Raw genomic sequence first — 22180 nt, forward strand, 5'->3', positions numbered from 1 at the left:
CTTTCGTATAAGGTTGTTTTGGCGAGTGACATTATACCATAAAAGGGAGGTCAATGCTCTTTTTATTGTAAACTCCCATAAAATCAAGGTTTAACAATAAAAAACGGTAGTGAAACTTGACACTACCAACGAAAACGAGGAGGGAAACAAGATGAAAAAAACTGGCCTTTTTCAAAAGGTGCGTAAGAACAGAATCATGCTGCTGATGTTGCTGCCGGCAATTGCCTATACAGTGATATTCAGTTATATCCCCATGACGGGCATTGTTCTGGCATTTAAAAAATATAACTATCACGATGGAATTTACGGCAGCCCATGGGTGGGACTGAAGAATTTTGATTATATGATTGTTTCCGATAAGCTGTGGTCGCTGACCAGGAACACACTTCTGTATAATATAGCTTTTATCGTGCTGGGAATCGTATTTGAAGTGGGTTTTGCCATAATGCTGAGTGAAATCAACAACCGGATTTTTAAAAAGGTGTCCCAGACAGTAATGTTCCTTCCATATTTCATTTCCTGGGTCGTGGTATCCACGGTCATGCTGAATATTTTTGGCGATAACGGAGTGGTAAATAATATTCTGGCCTCTATCGGAGGGGAACCCTACAGTATTTACAGCCATGTAAAAACCTGGCCGATAGTAATGGTGTGTGTACGGCTATGGAAACAGACCGGCTATGGAACGGTGGTCTATCTGGCTGCCATAGCGGGCATCAGCACGGAAATGTATGAGGCGGCGGAAATTGACGGCGCCAACATCTGGAAGAAAATTACCTGTATTACCATACCCAGCCTGAAGCCCACCATTTTTATCATGGCGCTTCTTGCCATCGGAAACATATTCCGCGGGGATTTCGGAATGTTCTATCAGCTGGTGAAGAATAATCAGCTCCTGCTGGAAACCTCCGATGTTATTGATACCTTTGTTTACAGAACCATGATTACCACTAATGATTATGGGATGTCGGCGGCAGCCGGCCTGTACCAGTCGGTTCTGTGCTTTGTAACCATCTGTACGGCCAACTTTATTGTAAAGAAGATTGACCCGGATTACACACTGTTTTAAGGGGAGGTGCAGTCATGAAAAGAAAAAGCAGGGACAAGATTATTTTTGCCGTAATATCCTATACGTTGATTGCGCTGTTTGCTTTAGCGTGTGTCATACCGTTTTATCTGATTATTGTAGGCTCCTTTACCAGTGAACATTCCATACTTACCGAAGGATACAGTTTCCTTGTAACTGCGGATCGTTTTTCTCTTGCCGGGTATGATACAGCGCTGAAAAATCCTATGGAAATCCTCAGGGCTTATGGGGTTACCATTTTTGTTACCGTATTGGGAACAGTGCTTTCCATTTTTCTGATGACAATGACCGGCTATGTATTGTCCAGAAAGGATTTTCCCTGGAAAAACGGTTTTTCCTTTTTCTTCTTTTTTACCACGTTGTTCAACGGCGGGCTGGTACCCTGGTATCTGCTTTGTACACAGACCTTTCAGTTCAACAATAAGCTGTATGCGCTGATTATTCCGGGCTTGTTTTCCGTATGGAACATGATTATCGCAAAAAGCTTCATGAAGGGAATTCCTTATGAAATGGTTGAGGCAGCCAAGGTTGACGGCGCAGGGGATTTCTGTATCTATTATAAAATTATGATACCTATGGCTAAGCCGTTGATTGCCACGTTGGGACTGTTTACAGCGCTTGCCTACTGGAACGATTGGTATAACTGCATGCTGTTTATCAATGACAACCGGTTCTGGAACCTGCAGTATACGCTGCAGAATATCCTGAACAGTTCAGAGGCCTTAAAAAGGATTGCGGCCCTGACCGGACAGCAGGTACAGCAGCTTCCCAGTGAGTCCATGAAAATGGCTATGACGGTGATTGCCACCGGACCGATTATCCTGTTATATCCTTTCCTGCAGAAATATTTTGTGAAGGGGCTGACCATCGGAGCGGTGAAGGGATAATTTCCCACAAAAAACGGTCTGCGTCTTGGCATCCGAAGATTGTAAAGAAAAAACAGAAGAAGTTAATCTTGATACCCTGGGCCTTTGGCCTTAGTATAAAAAATATATGGAGGTTGGTTATGAGAAAAATGATGAAACAAGCAATGGCGGCAATTCTGAGCGCGGCAATGTTAATTTCCCTTGCAGGCTGCGGAGGAAATGCAGGACAGTCTGCACAGAGCAGTGCCGGGACGGCAGAAAGCGGGCAGGCGGAAACGGGGAATACCGCTGCATCCAATGATGGAATCAGTGCGGACAGCCCTTATGCGGATAAAGGACTGGACCTTTCCGAACCTGTAACGGTGATTATGTACGCACTGGGGGACAGGCCCGAGGATATGGACAAGGTATTGGAGGAACTGAACAGCAAATATCTGAATCCCTGGCTGAATACGACACTGGAAATGCAGTTTCTCAATTGGAGTGATTATACTACAAAATATTCTCTGGTGCTGGCAGGAAGTGAGCCTGTAGATTTAATGTATACCTCCTCCTGGTGTTACTATAATGACGAAGCGGCAAAGGGCGCATTCCGGGAGCTGGATCAGGAATGGCTTGAGAAATATATGCCCATCAGTTACCCGCAGCAGCCTGCAGAAAGCTGGGATCAGATTTCCATTAACGGCAAAATATTTGCAGTGCCCAGATCCAATGCAACGTTTAACGGCTACAATTTTATTGCAGTCCGCCAGGATTTAATGGAGAAATATGGAATTGAAACGATTGACAGCTGGGACAGCATGAAAGAATATCTGTACGCGGCGGTTGACGATAAGGGAAGTGGGATCTCTGCAAGCGGACAGACGGCCAACAGAGAAGAATATCTTAATCTGTGGAATCAGAATGAAGGCCTGAACGTATTGGCGGTTGGATTTGACTTTTTATATCCCCATCACAATTCTGAAGCAGCTCCGGATTTTGATAAGGATGTTTTCTACAAATATACTTCGGAAAGTTTCAAAAATTACTGCCTGGAAATGGCTGAGATGGCAGCCAGGGGCGTATGGTCAAGCAATGCCATCAATGATACCAATGAATCAAGGGCAGCCTTTGAAAACGGAACCTCTGCAAGCTTTGTATGGAATGAAACCATTTATGATGCCGGAAAGGCTCTGGAGGAGGCTGGCTTGGGAACCTACGCAGCTTATGATATTACCCCTGATGTATCCCGTGCACGCGGCAGTTATGCGGATGATGCCGTAGCCATCACCACAAACTCTAAAAATCCGGAAAGAGCGGCACTTGTTCTTGATTGTCTGAAAGGTTTCACGGAAGTCAATAATCTGATTCTCGGCGGTATCGAAGGTGTTCACTGGACATTAAATGAGGACGGCACCAGAGGCCTTACAGAGGAATCCGGCAAATATGCATGGAATTCCTGGGCATGGGGAATCCAGAGAGGTGATCAGCCTGATGAAGAGGGAATGGATCCCCGGAAGCTGGAGTTCAGAGAAAAATGTGAAGCAAAGGAATTCGTTCCTGAAACAGCCGGCTTTACCTTTGATAAAAGCCCGGTGGAAACAGAACTTTCCGTTATCAATGCAATCCGTGATGAATATCTGACAAGCTTTTTCCTTGGTGTCTTCGGTGACCAGACGGAAGCGAAGTTTGAGGAGTTCAAAGGTAAACTGGAAGCGGCCGGACTGGACAAGGTAACTGCGGAAATGAAGAGGCAGTATGAAGCATTCTGTGAAAAGAAGGGCTATAATCAATAAAATGGGTATCACACAGAAATAAAAGGGATAACTGTCCCGGCAGTTGAAATATCTGAATAGGTAACTGTTTGGTACTCTTCACAGTTACCTGAATATTACCAGTAAGGCTCCCGCCTGGCACGCGCCGGGTGAGGGCCTTTGCGGCACAAAAATAGGAGAGGGCATTCTATGGGAAGAAAAAAGGATAACTGGAATCTGGGCTGGTTTTTTTATCACAAAGCAGGGGAGGGGGACGGGTGTCCGCCGGATCCGGCGGGAAGCGAATTAACGCCGGGATACCGGCCGGTAAAGCTTCCTCATGACTGGAGCCTGGAGTATTCCTTTGATGAAAAGGCGGCCTCCTGCGGCTCGGGAGGCTACGTGGAAACCGGGATAGGATGGTATAAAAAGATATTTACCGTGACGGAGGAGGAAGTACGGGGAAAGCATCTGTTTCTGTGTTTTGACGGGGCTTATATGAAGACCCGTGTGTGGCTGAATGGCAGCCGGATAAAGGAACATATATATGGATATACGCCTTTTTCCGTAGAAATTACGGAGCTGGTGAAAACAGGCCGGGGAGAATGCAATGTGCTGGACGTGGAGATAGACAATTCCGGACAGCCGGGTTCCCGCTGGTATTCCGGCTCCGGGATTACCAGGGATGTGTGGATACTTACTGTAGAAAATAGTTATGTGGCGGAAAATGGAGTGTATATCCGGCAGAAGAAGGTGACACGGCAATATGCGGAGCTGATGATCACAACCTCCTGCCGGAATCAGGAGGAGCTGACGGTAAAGACCAGCATCATTTCGCCCCGGGGGACAATCGCAGCTGAGAAGGAAACGGCGGCTGCTCCTGGAAATGCCGTCTGTACACAGCTTTTTTCCCTGGAGGAGCCCTGCCTCTGGTCCGTTGCCTCTCCCTGTCTGTATGAGGTAATTACCCGGCTCTACAATAAGGAAGGTGTTCTTCTGGATGAGGTACATACAAGAACCGGGCTGAGAAGCGCCGTATTCGATAAGGACAGGGGCTTTCTGCTGAATGGGGAACAGGTGAAAATCAACGGTGTATGCATCCATCATGACGGCGGCTGCATGGGGGCGGCAGTGCCGCTGCAGATATGGAAGCGGCGGCTGGAAAAACTGAAGGAAATGGGAGCAAACAGTATCCGCATGTCACATAATCCTCCCGATCCGGGGCTGCTGGAGCTATGTGATGAAATGGGCTTTCTGGTGATGGATGAGGCCTTTGACGAGTGGAAAATCCTGAAGGGCAAGGAATTAGGCTCCAATACCCATGAAAGCCGGGGGTATTCGGAATGGTTTGCGCAGTGCCACGAGGAGGATTTGAAAGCCATGCTTTACCGGGACAGGAACCATCCGTCCGTCGTGATCTGGAGCATCGGCAATGAGGTGCCAGATCAGACGGATCCGGCAGGATATCTGACGGCCAGGCGCTTAAAGGAAATCTGTAAGCAGCTGGATCCGGAAAGGGCGATAACCCAGGCCAATGATCAGATTTGTGCGGAGCCAAAGGCCGCGATGCAGGAGTTCCTGAATGAACTGGATGTGGTGGGCTACAATTATGTGGGCAGATGGAGAACCCGGGCGGAGACACTGTATGAGGATGACAAGCGTGCCCATCCTGACTGGTGCGTTATCGGAACGGAAAATCCGGGAATGGGCGGCATCCGGGGGGAATATGACCGGGGAAGAGAAACGGGCAGCTGGTGGAAACGGCCCTATTACAGCACGCCGGTAGCCGTAGGAAAGCTGTTGAGGTATACCATGACCCATGATTATGTTGCCGGAGATTTCATGTGGACGGGAATCGATTATCTTGGCGAGGCACACTGGCCTTACCGGTCGGCCAGCGCGGGAGTGCTGGATACCTGTGGTTTTGAGAAGGACGGTTATTATTTTTACCAGAGTATCTGGAGGCGGGATATTCCCATGGTCCATCTTCTTCCGCACTGGAATCTGGAAGTGGAGGAGGGGACAATCCTGCCGGTGCTGGGCTTTACCAGCTGTGAAAGCGCGGAGCTTTTCCTGAATGGAAAATCCTATGGGAGAAAAGCATATTCCTACCCCGCCTACGGTATGACACAACGGTACGGTCATTATGACAAAGAACCAGGTGCGGTGAATACGGAGGATTTGTTCCTCTGCTGGGATGTGCCATATGAGCCGGGCTGTATTGAGCTGGCTGGTTTCGTGAATGGGAAAGAGGTTTGCCGCCATCAGGTAAAAACCGCCGGAGAGCCTGCCGCGCTCAGGATTTCCTGCTATCAGAAGGAGGCGGCTGCCGATGGACTGGATGTAGGGCAGATTGAGGTGGAAATTCTGGATAAGGACGGGAACTTCTGCTGGCAGGCAGATAATGAGCTTACCTTCAGTGCGGAAGGCCCCGGTGAGGTTATCGGAGTGGACAACGGCCGTCCCGACAGCCTGGAAAGCATGAAGGCGGATCATATCCATGCTTTTCATGGCAGGGCTTTGGCTGTACTTCGTTCCGACGGGAATGCAGGGAGGTGCGTGGTTACGGTGAGCGCTGGTGGGCTGCCTTCTGCGGCGGCTGAGGTGATCTTTGTGACTTTAAGATAATAATTTATGAGAGGCATATTCCGGTACGAAAGACGGTTCAGGATGGCGTCTGGCAGCAACTGTGATGGGACCGGAAAGCCGCAGCTAAAAAAGGAGTCAATGGAAAAAATATTGGGTATTGTATATGCGTATGATGTAAAAGATGACTATCAGGAAATTCTGGACTTGGGTTTTTCCTGGGTAAGAATGGAGATTTGTTTCCCCTGGGAGGATAAAATGTTCGGCACTCTCAGCCCGAAATACCTGAAATGCAAGGAGGAAATCCGCAGGGCGCATGAAGCGGGCATGCAAATCATGCCTTCCACGCCGGGAATGGGCGGATACTATTATGACGAGGTAAAAAAGGAGACTTATTACCAGGATGCCTGGCCTGCCTTTGCAGGGGAAAAGGGCAGTGATATCTATTATAAAAATGTGGCGGCGGCCTGTGAATTCATCTGCAGTGACCTGGGGGAGCTGGCAGGAAATCTGTGGCAGTGCATGAATGAGATCGATATTCCCACCTTTTCCGGCAGCTATCCGCCGGAGGTTACCACGGGAACGGCCAGGGCTTCTGCAGAAGGGATCGTCCGCGCCAATCCGGAAGCAAAATGCGGCATCAATCTGTCACGTTATCATGAGGATGGGCTGAAAATCGCAGATATGGTATATGCGCCGGGGCATAAGTTCGGATATATCGGGGACGACCAGTATTTCGGCTCCTGGCAGGGAAAGACGGTGGAGAGCTGGAATGATGTAATAGAGGCATTATATGAAAGGTATCAGCTTCCCGTCGTTGCCAATGAATGGGGCTATTCCTCCGGCGGCAGGGTGATGGAGGAGCGACCGGACCCTTCAGCGCTTCCGGAGGGTATTCCGGATGTTTGCTATGAGAAAAGCTGGTTCCACCAGGTGGAGGGTGGACATACACAAGAGGTTCAGGCAGAATATCTGAGAAGAGGCCTGCAAATCTTTGCGGAAAATCCTCATGTACTGGGAAGCTTCCTTTTCTGTTTCAAGGATGCCGCCCATTGTTATCACTGCGGTGCGTCCGACTGCCCTTCGGAATGCTACTGGGGAATTACGGATGTGGAAGGGAAGTCGAAAAAGGCTTATGAGGTTGTCAGAAAGGCAATAAAAGATTATTATTAAATAACCGTATGGCAGTTGGCAGGCCGGCACATTGGGCCGACTGTAAAAAATGTAATTCAGAAGTGTCGGCATATAACGCCGGAGTCGTTACAGTCTCCGGACTGCGGCTGAAAAAGGAAGGGAAAGGTATGGACAACACAATCAGGATTACAGGAAAAATGAGGGAAGCGGTGAAGTTCCCCATGTGTGGAAAAGACAGCCAGGGAAACCTGTATGAGGTGGATAACTTAAGCCTGATGAAAAACGGCAGACGCTTTCTGCCGGTAATGGGGGAGTTTCATTTTTCCAGATATGAGCCGGAGGACTGGGAGGAAGAACTGCTGAAGATGAAAGCGGGCGGCATCACGGTGACGGCAACCTATGTTTTCTGGATCCACCATGAGGAAAGGCGCGGTGAGTGGGACTTTGGCGGCTGCCGTGATCTGCGGGGCTTTCTGGAGACCTGCCGCAGAGTTGGCATGCAGGTGTGGCTGCGCATCGGGCCCTGGGCCCATGGGGAATGCCGCAACGGCGGGTTCCCGGACTGGCTGACGGAAGAATTCGACAGCAGGCTGCGCAGCAATGATCCCGGCTATCTGAAGGAGGTGCGCCGCCTCTATCAGAAGATCGGGGAACAGGCGGCAGGAGAAATGGCAAAGGACGGAGGCCCCATTATAGGCGTCCAGCTGGAAAATGAATACGGACACTGCGGAGGCGGCCCTTCCTCCCAGGAGGAATGCATGGAGCATATGCGCACGTTGAAAAGAATGGCGCTGGAAGCCGGGTTGGAGGTTCCTTATTATACCTCCACAGGATGGGGCGGCGGTATCGTTGTGGACGGAGAAACACTGCCGGTGCTGGGCGGCTATGTGGATGCGCCCTGGGCGGAGCATGTGCAGGAAATGCCCGCCAGCGCCAACTTTTTATTTTCGTCCTATAAACAGGATGAAAATATCGGTTCCGATCTGAAGAGACAGGAGAGCAGGCAGTTTACTTTTGACATCAGCAGAAATCCTTATCTGACCGCAGAGCTTGGCGGCGGGCTGCAGCCAACCTCCCACAGAAGAACTTATCCCTGGCCGGAAGATATTGAAGCCCAGGCGCTCTGTATGCTGGGCGGCGGGGCCAATCTGCTGGGATATTATATGTACCATGGCGGCATCAATCCGGAGGGAAAGGAAACAACCCTTCAGGAATCCAGGGCTACGGGGTATAATAATGATCTGCCGGTAAAAAGCTATGATTTCCAGACCTGTATCAGGGAATCCGGCGAGGTAAATGAAAGCTATGGAAGGCTTGGCAGGCTGCATCTGCTGCTGCAGGATTTCGGAGAAGAGCTGGCGGGGAGTGAAACCTGTTTCCCGGAAAAGCTTCCCGAGTCGCCGGAGGATTTACATACACTGCGCACCACGGCTCGGGTGAACCCTGAGAGCCGGACAGGCTTCCTTTTTATTAATAATCATCAGAGAAAACGCCGGATGAAGGAACGGAAGGATGCGGCCGTAAAGCTGGTTTTCCCGGAAAGGGAGCTGGTGATTGACCATCTTTTCCTGAAGCCGGGAAGCTGTGCGGTGATTCCTTTTTCCCTGCCTGTGGGCGAGGCTTTTCTGGAAAAAACCAACGCTTCTTTGTTATGCCATCTGGGCAGCAGGTACTTTTTCTATGGAAGTAAGGAAGTCTGTGAAAATCCTTTTTATCAGTGGAGAGGGGAAGCCGGGGATGTGGTCACGCTGACAGAGGAACAGGCGGCCAGGGCCTGCCGTCTGGGCGATGCGTTGTATGTGACGGAATATCAGGACAGCTGTCTGATAGAGCAGGAAGGAAAAATATATCTGATTTCCAGCCATGCACAGGAAAAGGTGATTTGTTATAGAGCGGAAGGCGAGCCGAAGGTTTTCACTGTGAAGGCGCAGGAGACAGATGTGCCTGTCCGCTTTACGCTGCTGGAGACGGATGCAGAAAAACGGACAGGGAGCGAAGCTGTCGGTAAAGCTGCCGGATATTGTGAATATGAGGTGTATATTGGGGCTGTTCCTGTGGATAAACTTCACCAGCTGTATCTGGAAGCGAATTATGTGGGCGACAGGGCGGAGCTTTATCTGGATGGCCGTCTGGCGGATGACTGGTTTACCAACGGAGAGACATGGCATGCGGCGCTGAAACGCTTCGATTACCCTGCCAGCCTGGTGCTGCGGATATATTCCAGCGATAGTCCGCTTCCCAATCCTTATGACAACCAGGTTTATTATGATCTTCCGGTGGAAAAGGGCTGCGCGCTGCGGGGAGTGAAGGCGGTTGCGGAATATAAAACAGAACTGTAAATTATATTCCGATAATTCAGAGAAATATTGAAGAAAAAATATGGATAAGACCTGTAGGGCAGGTTGACAAAGGAAGCCGGAGAAGGTCAGATTTTTCCGGCGGGTCAGCGGATGAGCCGGCGAAACAACACAGGAAACAGGAGCTTTTACAAATAAGGTAAAGGCTTCTGTTTTTTTTGCCCGGGAAGCATTTCGTGCCCTGGAAATTCCCGGCAGCCGATGAACTGTCTGGGATTATGCTGTACAGACAGGCTGGGTATCCGGGCGGAGAGGCAATTGGGCGGCGATTATCCCGGAGATAAAATGAGGTATATTGTTTACCGTTTGGTCTCAGTGGATTATTGGTGGGGGCGGCTGAACTTATTGAATCGGCTTGAATTGGGGGGAGAGGGGGTTGCAAAATGGGTGGAAAGGCAGTATGGTAGAATGGCGTGGGAAATTAGCGGGGAGTTTTTGGGGCGTGGCTTTGGAACAGGGCTGCGATCTGGGAGCGGAGATAAAATGAAGGAGTTGAAGTTATGAAAAGTTCTGGTATGAAGATGTATATGAGTAAGACTTGGGTGGTATTTGTTTGTGCTTTGGTTTGCTGCTTTCTTTGGGGGAGTGCTTTTCCCTGTATTAAGATTGGATACAGTCTGTTTTCCATCGGTGCATCGGACAGCGCGTCACAGATCGTGTTTGCCGGAACCCGTTTTACGCTGGCGGGGATTCTTGTGATTCTTTTCGGGAGTCTGATAGGCAGGAAGCCGCTGGTGCCTGCCAGGACAAGTCTGCACATGGTGGTTAAGCTGGCTTTGGTGCAGACAGTGGCGCAGTATATTTTCTTTTATATCGGCCTGTCCCATACCTCCGGGGTGAAATCTTCCATTATTGGCGCGTCGAATGTTTTTCTTTCGATTCTGGTGGCTGTGGTGGTGTTCCATATGGAAAAGCTTACGGCAAAAAAGGTGATTGGCTGTATCACCGGCTTTGCAGGTGTGGTGATCATTAATCTGAGCAGCGGGAGCCTGGATATGAATCTGTCCTTTTTAGGGGAAGGATTTATTTTCCTCTCTGCAGTGAGCTATGCTTTTTCCTCTGCGTTAATCAAACGTTATTCGGAAAACGAAAAACCGGTGACGCTGAGCGGGTATCAGTTCCTTTGCGGAGGAATATTGCTCACAGGATTCGGGCTGGCGATGGGAGGGCGCATCAGTTTGGCGGGCGCGGGACTTCCGGCGCTGGGGCTTCTTCTTTATATGGCGTTTATTTCAGCGGCCGCGTATACTCTGTGGGGAATTCTTCTGAAATATAATCCGGTGGCGAGGGTTGCGGTGTTTGGATTTATGAATCCTGTATTCGGGGTTTTGCTTTCCGCGTTGTTTCTGGGAGAGAGCAGCCAGGCCTTCGGGCTTACGGGAGTGGCGGCTTTGCTTCTTGTCTGTGTGGGGATCATAATCGTAAACGGCTCGGCAGGCACGGCAAAAGAGAGGGGTCAATTGGAAAGCGTTTGAAAAAACAGAGGCGTATATGCTTTCCTGTATGAATGACAGCGCCCATGATAAGGAGCATATTTACAGAGTGTTGTATACGGCGCTGGATATCGCGGCGTATGAGCAGGATGTGGATTACGAGATTTTAATTACGGCGTGCCTGCTGCATGATATCGGACGGGGAGAGCAGTTTGAGAATCCGGCTTTGTGCCATGCGGCTGTGTGTGGTGATAAGGCATTTGCCTTCCTCATGGATTGTGGATGGACGCAGGAGCGGGCCGGGCTGGTGACGGAAGTGTTAATGATGGTTCCGGAGACGGGGAGGATTGCTTTTTCAGGGAGTATAAGCGTAAGCTGGAAAACCTGTATGATCGTTTTTTTACAGAGCGGGGAACAAAGCTGGCGGTAAAGAGGCAGGCTGCGGCGGAAGCTTTTTACGGCAGTATACTGATGGAGGCTGAGGGGACTTACCGGATGGGGAAGGAACGGCTTTCGGAGGTGATAAAGGACTGTTAGCAGTCTGCAGAAGAATAAGTGGTATCATAGAATAAATGGAAACCCTATATTTTTTTGAAAAAAATGATGTAGGGGATAGAAATTGGGCAGTTGCCAGGGGAGAGCAGGATTCCGCCTGGCAGCTGTCTTATTTTTATGAGTCAGGAGTGGCTTTTGCAAATTCTGATGGAGGCAGACTTATAAAATGAGATGGTGCTGCAATGCCGCATCATGTAAAAAAGCCGTACATGCATTGATATGTTACCATATAATGCATGGCGGCTTTTTTTACAATATATAGCAACGTACCTCAATACTAATAAATCGGTACAACATTAACAATTTCATTCTCTTCCACATCAAACTGCCATACGGAATGCCCCGGAATCCGGTGCTCCGTCAGGTAGAAATGGCCATCGAAGGAGGTGATATAGTAGGGGGTCCCGCCGCCGATAAAGTTATCATAAATGTCCTCATAACCGCCGGAAGCAAGGGAATGCAGATCTTTTGTACGGATGAAGGTGGCATAATCCTGATTGAAATCCACGTCGGTGGAAATGGTGATATAGTAATAGTCCTCTATTTGGGTCAGCTGGACCATCCCCGCAATTTCCGGGCTTACCGGATATTCCTCCAGGATTTTCAGATCCTTCAGCCGGGCGCGGATGATGGTGGAATTGCCGGAAACAAAATAAATTTCCTTTCCGATGATGGTGAAGGAGCGGACATAGACACCGTTTAGTTTTTCTATGGAACGCACTTCCTTCAGCCCCATGCGCGTTGAATTTTTTTCCCGGGAAAAGACATACAGTTCACCGGTCATGGAGCTGAGCGCGTAAAAATAACCGCTTGTTTCATCATAAACGATATAGTGGGGGCGTATGCCAATGTCGGAAAAGGTCTGGGTGTGAATAAACCGGCCGTCCTCTTTTTCGAATACCAGAATGCGGTTATTTTCCGTATCATCCGTCAGATATACCACACCGTCGCTGGCAATGGTGTGTCCGCGGTTGATTTCATCGGTCATAACCTCCCATTCGTTCAGTTCCCTGTCCAGGGAATCGCTGTAAATGATTTCATCGTGATAGCAGTCCACCAGAAAGTAGGTATCCTGCAGCTTAGTAATATAGGTGGGGACGCTCAGGTCAAAGTAGGGATTGGCCGGTATGGGGATGTCCTTTTCGTCCTTGGCGGCCTCGCTGAGCTCTGAGAGCTGGAGGAAGGCTTCCTGTGTCCTGTTTCGGAAATAAAGCAGGACTCCGGCAGCTGTTACGATAAATAAGATTATAATACAGACAGGAAGAATATGAGCTTTCTTTTTCTTCATGTAAATTCCAGGCCTTTCATCAGATGTAATAAACTTAAGTATAGCACAAGATGGACAGGGCGCAAAGAGGAGGGGAAAAATGAACTATACAGAATTTATGGCCAGGGTGGAAGATAAATTGCAGGAAAGTTCCGGTTTCCCGGTAGCTGGAATGAGCGTACAGGAAATGGAAAGATTATGCCTTGAGATCGGACACCGGAGTTTTGGGGGCAGCTTGTATTGTGGCGGAAAAGGGTATTTGCCCCGGAGGAGTGACCAGAGGGCGGATTAGAAGTCTTCATTCCCGTAAAAGTGCGTTTAAACGGGAATTAGCCGCATTAAAGTGGCAGAAAATGCCGAATTATGATAGAATATTTTTAATAAAAGAAATTACATAGGAGAAAGGAAAACTTGGCAATGAAAAACTTTTTAAAGGAATTTGAGAAATTTATCATGCGCGGCAATGTCATTGACATGGCGGTAGGCGTTATTGTCGGCGCAGCGTTCCAGGGCATTGTGAACAGCCTGGTAAATGATGTGATATCGCCTCTGCTGGGACTGATTGCCAACACGAATCTGAGTTATCTGGTGGTTACGGTGCGGGACGTGGACATTAAGTATGGTTCTTTCCTGACGGCGGTTATTAATTTCCTGATCATGGCCTTTGTCATTTTCCTGCTGGTGAAGTTCATCAATAAAATTGCTGAGCTGGGGAACCGGAAGGACAAGGAGAAAACGCCTGAGGAACCGGCAAAACCGGCTACGAAAATCTGTCCTTACTGTAAGAGTGAAATCCCTGCGGACGCGGTAAAGTGCTGTCACTGCACCTCTGATTTGGCGGAAAAGATATCGGAGACTGTCTGAAAAAAATTGCTGCAACAGCTGAATACGGTAACGTTTATCCGGATTGTTACCAGTTAACCGGGCTGCTGCGATTTGTTTCCATAAGCAGCAAGACGGGCGGACTGTGTGTGAACTGCGGTCCGACTGCACATCAGCCATCCGGCAGGAAAGGCCGGGCAGGAAAAGGAGGGACTTGTTTATGCAGAAAAAAGTAACGGTTACCATCGGTCGTGAGTACGGAAGCGGCGGACGTGAGGTCGGGGAAAAACTGGCCGAAAGGCTTGGCTTCACCTTCCTGGACAAGAACATCCTGAATGAAATTTCAGGAAAAAGCGGCATCAGTGTGGAAGAACTGATGGAAAATGATGAGAAGCCTTCCAGCCCGTTCCGGGAATCCTTTATCCCTTATGATTTTGATGCGGATACTCTGAGCGAGCGCCTGTTCGACATGCAGGCTGATTTGATTCTGAACAAGACAAGAGAGGAATCCTGCGTGGTGGTGGGACGGTGTGCGGATGTGATTCTGGCCTATCAGGACAATGTGGTGAATGTGTTCATCTATGCGGATATGGAGGATAAAATTGATCGGATCATGAAGCTGTATTCCCTGGAGGACAGACAGAAGGCCGCTAAGCTGATTAAGAAAACGGAGAAAATCCGCAGGAATTATTATCAGTACTATACCGATGAAGTCTGGGGAGATAAGAGAAACAAGGCTCTGATGATCAATACCTCTGCCGCCGGTGTGGATGGCGCGGTGGACTTGATTGAGGCATATCTGAAAATGAAGGGGTATGTGGAATAGCCGCTGTTTTTCGGAGAAGGCAGTAAAACAGAGACGTCGGACATGCGCTGTTAAGACACAGGAAAGAAAAAAGACTTCCCGCACCAGCCAGGAATGGCTGATGCGGGCGGCACTCATAAAACAGCAAAAGAGTGTTTTGGGGTGTCCGTTTCCTATGAGCATTGGATACCTTTGTCCTATACTATTTATATATTATTTACTCTGAATCAGAATCATCTGACAAGAGGGTTAGTAAATTAAGATTGGAATGTGTTTCACTATTAAAGGACACCTTACTTAGACAATGTGTGCCTGCTCAAATTGAAAGGTTTCCACCTTTAGAATGCCCGCCAAGACGTAGAGGTATGTTTAACTTACATGTAAATTCTGTAGCATACCTTGCTGTGGCTATCTGAGAAGGTATCCCACCAATAAAGCATATATTAAGATCTTTTTTCCATCCAATCAGAGTATTATCCGTTCCTCGAAAGGACAGAAATATTGTCTGATCAGACAGCAAAAATATTACAGCCGCAAATTGAATTTCTTGTACTCCCCATCTTGATTTACTCATCGCAAAATCCTCCCTCTAAAACTCTTTTTTTTCGAACAATTTTTTTAAGTAATTTGTTCATATTCGTTACAACGACATCACCTGTAAGCCGAATAACTTTTTGAGAATTCAAAGAATTCATTACACCAATTCTTTCATAGACAATATCGAAATTATCCACTCCCTCAGAAAAAACAGCGGATAATACCCCTTTTGTACGTTTATATCCTTCTTCCATCATATACATAATTGATTCGTGTTTTATATTTACGGAATTTGAAATAAGTTTATTGTCTGGGAATGTCAATTTAATTATTTTACTATCCCACACATGGTCTTCAAACACATAATTGAAATCATCAAAATAAATACATATAACATAATTCAATTCATTTTTCAGAACCGGAAATATCGGGATATTGTCTATTACTGCACCATCAAAAAGCATTTTTGAGCCGATAGACACTCCCTTATTATAAAAGGGCATTGCAATACTTGCCCTCAGATATTGCTCAATTTTACAGCACGGAATTTCCGAAAAATTATAGTAATTTAATTCCTTGTCCGCTAAATCCAATAGTGGCACATAAAACGAGTTTGGTATTTCTGAATCAGTAATTATACTCGTAATTATATTCTGTAAAAATGAACTCTTCAAAACAGATGTAATAAATCTCTTGTCTCCTTGTAAGTTAACAGCTTCCCATATATCATGAGCTTTCTTTATATTTCCTGTTAAATATGCATATGTATTGAGCACACCTATTGATGCAGCGCTCACATATTCGAAATCCGATGGATGGAAAAACTCATTTAAAGCCGTAAGCGCACCAACTTGGTATGCGCCTTTCCCCATTCCTCCGGACAAGACTAATCCGATGTGTTTCATAATTCCCTCTTATAACACCGACAGACTTTACTTTAAAAATCACCGATGTTTTTTACTTTTTCATATCTTTTGTCACTAATTGCTCCTTCTGGATTGGTGTTCGGAGTATAAATTTGTTTTATACCTTGACGTGTTTTATATCCATTTTCCTTTGCCCATTCAGGCTGAGCTGCTATATTACTCTCAATTACAACTTGGGGTCTAGTCGATTTTACCTTTATGACATTCTTACCGTTATTTGATTTAGGAAGCTGTAAATTTTCCTTCCTTTCAATGGCATTTTTTCCCGGATGTTCTTTGGTGAGAAAATTTCCAGAAGCCTTTTTCCCTGTTTTGTAAAATTCTTCTCCCTTTCCAATTAATTTGGCTCTCGGAGTATCTCCTGAATATAAAGCTTTTGTATAAAACTCCTGACTTTTAGGATCCATTCGTTTTCCAATTTCATACATAGTATTCGGTGTATCCATCTGGTAGTTTTTTTTACTTTCATTAACACCTCTGATTTCCGGTTTTCTTTTTTGAGATAACAGATTTTCCAGCTTCCTTTTATCAACTTCTGTAGGAACTATGGGTTCGGTAGTTGTTATATGTGTTTTTTTCTCCGGGTTATCAAGATTATCAAGTTTTCCAAGTTTCATTACTTAAAGCACCTTCTTCTAAACATCATATAAAATATTATCTTCCTCCATTTTCGAAATCCTTACTTGTGAATATCGAATTATGAGATAGCTTCGTTTTATTCTCATCCCTTACATTTTCATTACATTGAATCCGTTTGCAAAATTCCCTATATTTTGCTCTATCGCCTGTTATAGTTCTTTCTTTTGCTCCAATGGCCGGGTCGGCATCAGAAGAACTTCCCGAAGCATTTCCATCTTTTGCATTTTTATTCCCGTTCCGTTTCTCGTCCACGTTCGAGTTGTCTCTGTCCCTTTGACGGATCACCTTCATTAGGCTTCTGTGGACGTTCCAGCTTTTGACGTTCATCAGCAAATTTTTTTTGGCTTTCAAGACTCTTTGTCTGTTCTTCTGGAGTTTTATCCTGAAACCTTTCAAACCCAAGCTTATTTTTAGCTTCCGGAGTTACTTTTTCCGGAGCTTTCTCAATCTCGTTTTTCGGCTTTGATTCCGGTTGCTCTGTTTCTCTTCCTTCTTTTGTTCTAAACCAACTCATAATTTTTTCTCCGTTTCATCATCACATAGCTCCCATTATCCAAAAGAGCAGTGTCAATATACTTCCTGCGGCACAAACAATGTATCTGGTACGATGCTCCGTTTCCGGATCACATGCAAGCCCATAGAAACTTGCGATAGAAGATATAGGAAGCAAAAATGGAAACAATATTCCTATAAGCCAACATGACAATGCAACTTTTCCAGCGGCGCCCGGTTTAACCTTTGAAATGACTTCAATGTTACATAGCGCTCCCAGTTTCGTTTCCGCATCATAACAGCGTACATTTCCTTTTCCCTCGTAACTTGTTGATGCAATAACCTGACATCGATTTCCATATTTGGATGGATTGATTGACGCAATTGTTTTGTTGTCCAATTCCCATGTTAAATTTTCGGTCGGTGCATCCGGCGGAGTTATATCACATTCAAGAATAATAGTTTCTCCATTTTTAAGACGAACCGATTGTTGTACAAAACGAAGACCTTGTAAGACAGGTTTTACTTCAATTACAAGCGAAGCATTAACTTTTTGACCTGATACAGTAATTGTTGCTTTTCCATTTTCTAATGCAATAATATTTCCGTTTTCATCAATTTGAAGAACATTAGGATTGGAATTTTTCCAAACAAGCTTATTTGCATCTTCAGCATTTAGAGGCGTGAGCACAACATCAATGCAATTCCGTTCACTTCGCTTTAAATATTCAAACCGGGGTATCAGTCGGATTTCTTCTATATATTGATGTCCTATAACAGTGATAGATTTTGATACAACACATTCTCCTTTGTTATCACAAATACAAATCAATGTAGCGCCTGGATTTTTCGATAACCCCATATTTCCCTGACACTCTATAATATCGGTATCTTCTATTTTTAGAGAAAATGCATTTTCCGGAAAACTCCTAAAATCAACAGCAAATGATTCATCTTTGTCAATCACAGAAGGTATATCATTGATGTAATATGCCGGTCTGTTGTCCTTAATTGCATTAAATTCAACCGTTTGCATATTATTTAATTGGACATATCTCAATGCAGTCAAATATTCCATAAGAATTGGACGTTCTGCAAATTCCAACGTGTAATATTTCCAAAATAATTCAATTTTATCAGCTGGTACGCAATAACAAGTACGACCAGATCTTTGAACTATTTCGAATGAGTCTGAAAGAAGAAGCGGGATTCTTACAGTCATTGGAATAATTTCATTTTCTTCAAACACACCAATATCAGCCGATGGTATCTCCGTATAAGTAAATTCTGTTTCAGGCAAGTTTATACACTTACCATTAGAAAAATAGACTTTAGAAGGTTCCCTTTTATCAATAACAATTTTATTCTGTTCTCCCAAATCAGAAATTTTCTCCATCAGTTTTACTTTTGGAAGCAAAGATTCTATCGGGAAAAAATGAATTTCCTTACAATATTCAGATTTTTTTGCCACGGATGTTAAAAGTTCGTATTGAAATTCTGTTCCGTATAAATCAATATCATAATCATCAAAAACTTCATTATCTAAGCTTTGAATAATATTGGGAACCGATTCCAAGAATGGATGATTTAATACAGCCACCGATTCACTGTAGGGACTGGCTTTTTCCCCATTCATAATTAACTCAGCTTTTTGTGAGAAATAAGAATATTTTATTTTTATGTGATTCATAATTATTCTCCCGGTTTTACTTTATTTCATTGTATATTTGTCGATATAGGATACTATAACTGATTGCATGATTTTCAAATTTCTTTGAATGCAATATATATTGCCTCACGATTTCCTGATAAGTATCCTCAACAGAAATATATTGTGGCAAAGCAGATTCGATATAACCATACCATTCAGCAATTGATTCTTCTGTATAGCTATCAATCAATTTACCGTCCATATCCTCCTGATATCTCAGACATTTCTCTGCACGTCGAAAAGCATCATTACATCCAATTAGGCGTAGCATGGTTCTTCCAAAAAGAATACTGTCATATCCTTTTGCCATGATGCGATTAAACTGCTTTAGCATTCGCAACATCTCCTCTTTCTTTGAGGGAAGAATATCAAAATTTTCTACCTTTCGTATAACTTTGCTTATATCTTGTTCATCACTAATCTCAAATTGTTCAATCAATGCTGAAAGAACAATACTTCTGAATTCTTTAAGTTTTTTAAACGTAATCGGTTGTTCATATCCTTCAAAAGGATGAGCCGCCCGCTTAATTTTAGACAAAACCGGTTCAAACCAATTGTTCTGCATTACAACAGCGACACCTGTTTCCAATTTTGCCAGTTCTTCAACCTGCTGTTCTGAAAGCGATACGGAATGACCAGCTATCTTACAATCTTCTTCTTCAGGCAGTCGCATAATAATTTTTGTATTTGTATTTTTTATTGCTGCAATATCTACAGAGGTTGGAGACTGGTCTGCAATAACAAAGCCTTCTCCATATGTTCTCATTTCCGCAATACTGTTTACAATCATTTCAACAGATTTTGAAACAACATTGCTACCTGCTGTACTTTGAGTATTTTTAGAATTCTTTAAAATGTTATGTGCTTCTTCCAAAACCGTTAAGTGCTTCAACACGGAATTACCACTGTCTGCATTTACCATTCGGTGTTCTGTAAGTTTTAGAATCAAAATCCCCATAATTAAAGCTTTTGTTTCTGATGATCCTACACGGCTTAAATCAATAATCGTACTTTCGTCAAAAAGTGTTTCATTATCTACTTCGAATTCATCGCAGAAAATTTGTCCGTAGATACCATTTGTCATCGAATTAACTCGTGTAACCAAAGCACCTATATAATCGCCTTTTGTATCAGCAGAATATTCTGAGCTATTAATTATCTTAGGCAGTTCTTGTAAAACATCTATAAATGTTGGGAATACTGGTTCTCCTTCTGAAATAAATACAGAATTCAACAAATCCCATCCTTTGCTGATATAAGCTTCTTCAATAGCCTCTTTCAAAATAGCTGGCATGGCTGCATACATTTCCCAACAGCCATTAAAAATTTCCACTAAACGGTCTAAATGTTCCAATATATGGATACCATCACAAAACGCAAATGGATTTAATTTTAACATCTGATCTATCTGAGGATTCGTACTGAATAAGTTTATATTTAGAACATTGCGAAATTCGTTTCGATATTCTCCTTTTGCAGGTTCTATGACTAAAAACGGAATCTGATACGGCACTTTTGTTACTTCTTCAATAAGTTTATATACGGTATTAGATTTGCCGCTTCCTGTTGACCCCGTTACAAAGCAATGTGATGTTAAACTGTCAATATTTAATATTACTGGTGCATTTTCTTTTTGACCCATGTGAAATATATTACCGATTTGAATTGTCCTCTGATTCTGTGAACTATTTGCAAGTACATTTCTTCCAAACTCAGCCATTTCAGCAACCATTATTCCATTAACAGATTTTCTGGGAAGATTTAATAATAAAGCTAATTCTTTCCCATTTATATAACTCGTTGGAGAGAGTTGCTGAACAGAGTTTTTTCCATACGGTATCTCAAAAGAAGGAACTAAAAAAATTGGATGTTCACAATAAATTAAGCTTTCCTCAATCTCTTTTGTTTTTTCATCCACACTATCGAACAAAGTAAAATTCGGTTTTTCTATTCCGGTTTCTTCCCCCAGCAATATAGAACGATATGTATTTGCAGCAATAGCGGCAGTCTTTTTTTCCTTCGAAATGAAATAAGATGCTACTTCCCACACTCCATAAGAACTTCCCGTCTTCATCCGTTTGATATGTCGGTCTATTTTCTCAAGCAAATTTTCAATACTTTTATCTCGAAACTCAACCGTCAGATTATCCGTCGTACCGGTTGTCTGAGATGTAGATTTTTGTCGTCCAAAAACATCTGTGCTGGTTTTTGTATCAGTGTTTGTACTAACTTCATTAGAACCAGTTGACCAACCTTCCTGAGTTCCCCCCATGACTCCAAAATTAAGAAGCATATGCATTCCTATATTAAAACCCGAGTTTTTTCCATGAGTATGACCATCCGACCTTCCGGTTGCTTTTGAAAGACCTTTTGAAATTGAATTTGATATACTTTCTGTTATTCCCTCTGTAAGGGTATTACCTTCATTATGTCCATGCGAACTGGTTTTCTTTGAAAATGGGAACAATGCAGAATATAGTTCCTCAAACCCATTCATACGTGTTTCAATTTCACGATCTCCAATTGGCGAAGCTAAAATCTCACAAATATACTCGCTTCCCCTCATTGTATCAACAAACTTTTCCAGTCCTTGAACATATTCACCATGTTTATTAGTTCGTTCAGAGGGAAGAATATTTATATAAGCCACATTTGGTAATGAAGATGTTATAAGAGTATCTGTATCTTCTTCCCAAAAAATCGAAGAAATTTCATTAGATCGAACGTTTTTGACACTGCTTCCCGGAAAATTCCCCAAAAAAGAATCATGAAATACATCACCGGCCGTAGCAGCGTTGCTGATTTGAGATGCTCTTATTCCCAGATATAAATCTACTCTATCAATACCGCCTTTAAGAATAAGAACAACATTTTTACAAAACGGCATAACAGAATGAAAAATACTGACCAATTTTTCGTTTATATCCTCATCTTTATCGTATATAATTTTATCTACATGAAATAATCTTGTTAGATTATGTTTTTTTATACGTTCATCCAATGGCTGAACACAATAATCCTGCAAAGATTTTAAATAGCTTTTATCAATGAATTGATTTGTAGCCTCGATTTGCAACAACATTTGAGAATCAGTAATCATTTTTATCACCTACCTGAAGGTTTAAATAAAAAACACGGTAAAAGGCTTTTCCTCCGCATTTGAGAAGTAAAGCTTTTACCGTGCGTATTTTACAACAACACACTTGCTGATTTGTAATGTATTCGCTACA

The 22180-nt window shown here is 44.4% G+C and carries 19 protein-coding genes; 11 read left to right on the plus strand and 8 right to left on the minus strand.

The features are described 5' to 3' along the window. The first annotated feature begins 151 nt into the window (after positions 1 to 151). From FYJ45_RS07285 to FYJ45_RS07320, 8 genes are all read left to right on the plus strand, one after another. Positions 152 to 1069, plus strand: coding sequence for an ABC transporter permease (locus FYJ45_RS07285; RefSeq protein WP_025488603.1), 918 nt, complete (start codon positions 152 to 154; stop codon positions 1067 to 1069). Between the two features lie 14 nt (positions 1070 to 1083). Further along, complete coding sequence (locus FYJ45_RS07290) at positions 1084 to 1974, plus strand: carbohydrate ABC transporter permease (RefSeq protein WP_102287650.1); 891 nt, start codon at positions 1084 to 1086, stop codon at positions 1972 to 1974. 119 nt (positions 1975 to 2093) lie between these two features. Beyond that, entirely contained in the window at positions 2094 to 3728 is a 1635-nt protein-coding gene (locus FYJ45_RS07295; protein ID WP_154464071.1) for an ABC transporter substrate-binding protein, read from the plus strand. Between the two features lie 168 nt (positions 3729 to 3896). Next, complete coding sequence (locus FYJ45_RS07300) at positions 3897 to 6314, plus strand: glycoside hydrolase family 2 TIM barrel-domain containing protein (RefSeq protein ID WP_154464072.1); 2418 nt, start codon at positions 3897 to 3899, stop codon at positions 6312 to 6314. Positions 6315 to 6413: 99 nt separating this feature from the next. Then, positions 6414 to 7445 (plus strand): hypothetical protein, encoded by a 1032-nt coding sequence (locus FYJ45_RS07305; RefSeq protein ID WP_154464073.1) that lies wholly within the window; start codon positions 6414 to 6416, stop codon positions 7443 to 7445. 128 nt (positions 7446 to 7573) lie between these two features. After that, positions 7574 to 9745, plus strand: a complete 2172-nt coding sequence (locus FYJ45_RS07310) for a beta-galactosidase (protein ID WP_195841715.1) — start codon at positions 7574 to 7576, stop codon at positions 9743 to 9745. Between the two features lie 518 nt (positions 9746 to 10263). Further along, the gene (locus tag FYJ45_RS07315; protein ID WP_154464075.1) at positions 10264 to 11238 is read left to right on the plus strand and encodes a DMT family transporter; all 975 of its coding nucleotides are present in this window, start codon (positions 10264 to 10266) and stop codon (positions 11236 to 11238) included. Between the two features lie 16 nt (positions 11239 to 11254). Then, positions 11255 to 11626, plus strand: a complete 372-nt coding sequence (locus FYJ45_RS07320; RefSeq protein ID WP_235930690.1) for an HD domain-containing protein — start codon at positions 11255 to 11257, stop codon at positions 11624 to 11626. Positions 11627 to 12028: 402 nt separating this feature from the next. Here the strand turns inward: FYJ45_RS07320 and FYJ45_RS07325 are convergent, their stop codons facing one another. Then, positions 12029 to 13039, minus strand: coding sequence for an NHL repeat-containing protein (locus tag FYJ45_RS07325; RefSeq protein ID WP_154464076.1), 1011 nt, complete (start codon positions 13037 to 13039; stop codon positions 12029 to 12031). 79 nt (positions 13040 to 13118) lie between these two features. Here FYJ45_RS07325 and FYJ45_RS07330 point away from each other — a divergent pair, with 79 nt between their 5' ends. From FYJ45_RS07330 to FYJ45_RS07340, 3 genes are all read left to right on the plus strand, one after another. Then, on the plus strand, positions 13119 to 13310 hold the full coding sequence (locus tag FYJ45_RS07330; protein WP_025488612.1) for a hypothetical protein: 192 nt from the start codon (positions 13119 to 13121) through the stop codon (positions 13308 to 13310). 125 nt (positions 13311 to 13435) lie between these two features. Further along, positions 13436 to 13882, plus strand: a complete 447-nt coding sequence (gene mscL / locus FYJ45_RS07335) for a large conductance mechanosensitive channel protein MscL (RefSeq protein WP_154464077.1) — start codon at positions 13436 to 13438, stop codon at positions 13880 to 13882. A gap of 178 nt (positions 13883 to 14060) precedes the next feature. Further along, positions 14061 to 14666 (plus strand): cytidylate kinase-like family protein, encoded by a 606-nt coding sequence (locus FYJ45_RS07340; RefSeq protein ID WP_021634280.1) that lies wholly within the window; start codon positions 14061 to 14063, stop codon positions 14664 to 14666. A gap of 295 nt (positions 14667 to 14961) precedes the next feature. Here the strand turns inward: FYJ45_RS07340 and FYJ45_RS07345 are convergent, their stop codons facing one another. The 7 genes from FYJ45_RS07345 to FYJ45_RS07375 are packed head-to-tail and all read right to left on the minus strand — an operon-like array spanning position 14962 to position 22050. Continuing rightward, positions 14962 to 15219, minus strand: a complete 258-nt coding sequence (locus FYJ45_RS07345) for an Mbeg1-like protein (RefSeq protein ID WP_154464078.1) — start codon at positions 15217 to 15219, stop codon at positions 14962 to 14964. Then, complete coding sequence (locus tag FYJ45_RS07350) at positions 15212 to 16087, minus strand: patatin-like phospholipase family protein (protein ID WP_154464079.1); 876 nt, start codon at positions 16085 to 16087, stop codon at positions 15212 to 15214. Before FYJ45_RS07350 ends, FYJ45_RS07345 begins: the two co-directional genes overlap by 8 nt. 32 nt (positions 16088 to 16119) lie before the next feature. Next, positions 16120 to 16725 carry a hypothetical protein gene (locus FYJ45_RS07355; protein ID WP_154464080.1) on the minus strand — a complete coding sequence of 202 codons (606 nt, stop codon included), beginning with the start codon at positions 16723 to 16725 and terminating at the stop codon, positions 16120 to 16122. Positions 16726 to 16762: 37 nt separating this feature from the next. Beyond that, entirely contained in the window at positions 16763 to 16999 is a 237-nt protein-coding gene (locus tag FYJ45_RS07360) for a hypothetical protein (protein WP_154464081.1), read from the minus strand. After that, the gene (locus FYJ45_RS07365; RefSeq protein WP_154464082.1) at positions 16974 to 17261 is read right to left on the minus strand and encodes a hypothetical protein; all 288 of its coding nucleotides are present in this window, start codon (positions 17259 to 17261) and stop codon (positions 16974 to 16976) included. Before FYJ45_RS07365 ends, FYJ45_RS07360 begins: the two co-directional genes overlap by 26 nt. Before the next feature lie 21 nt (positions 17262 to 17282). After that, entirely contained in the window at positions 17283 to 18929 is a 1647-nt protein-coding gene (locus FYJ45_RS07370; protein ID WP_154464083.1) for an Ig-like domain-containing protein, read from the minus strand. Between the two features lie 16 nt (positions 18930 to 18945). Then, positions 18946 to 22050, minus strand: coding sequence for an ATP-binding protein (locus tag FYJ45_RS07375; protein WP_154464084.1), 3105 nt, complete (start codon positions 22048 to 22050; stop codon positions 18946 to 18948). Between the last annotated feature and the right edge of the window lie 130 nt (positions 22051 to 22180).

It is taken from the genome of Eisenbergiella porci, assembly GCF_009696275.1.
GTDB lineage: Bacteria > Bacillota > Clostridia > Lachnospirales > Lachnospiraceae > Eisenbergiella > Eisenbergiella porci.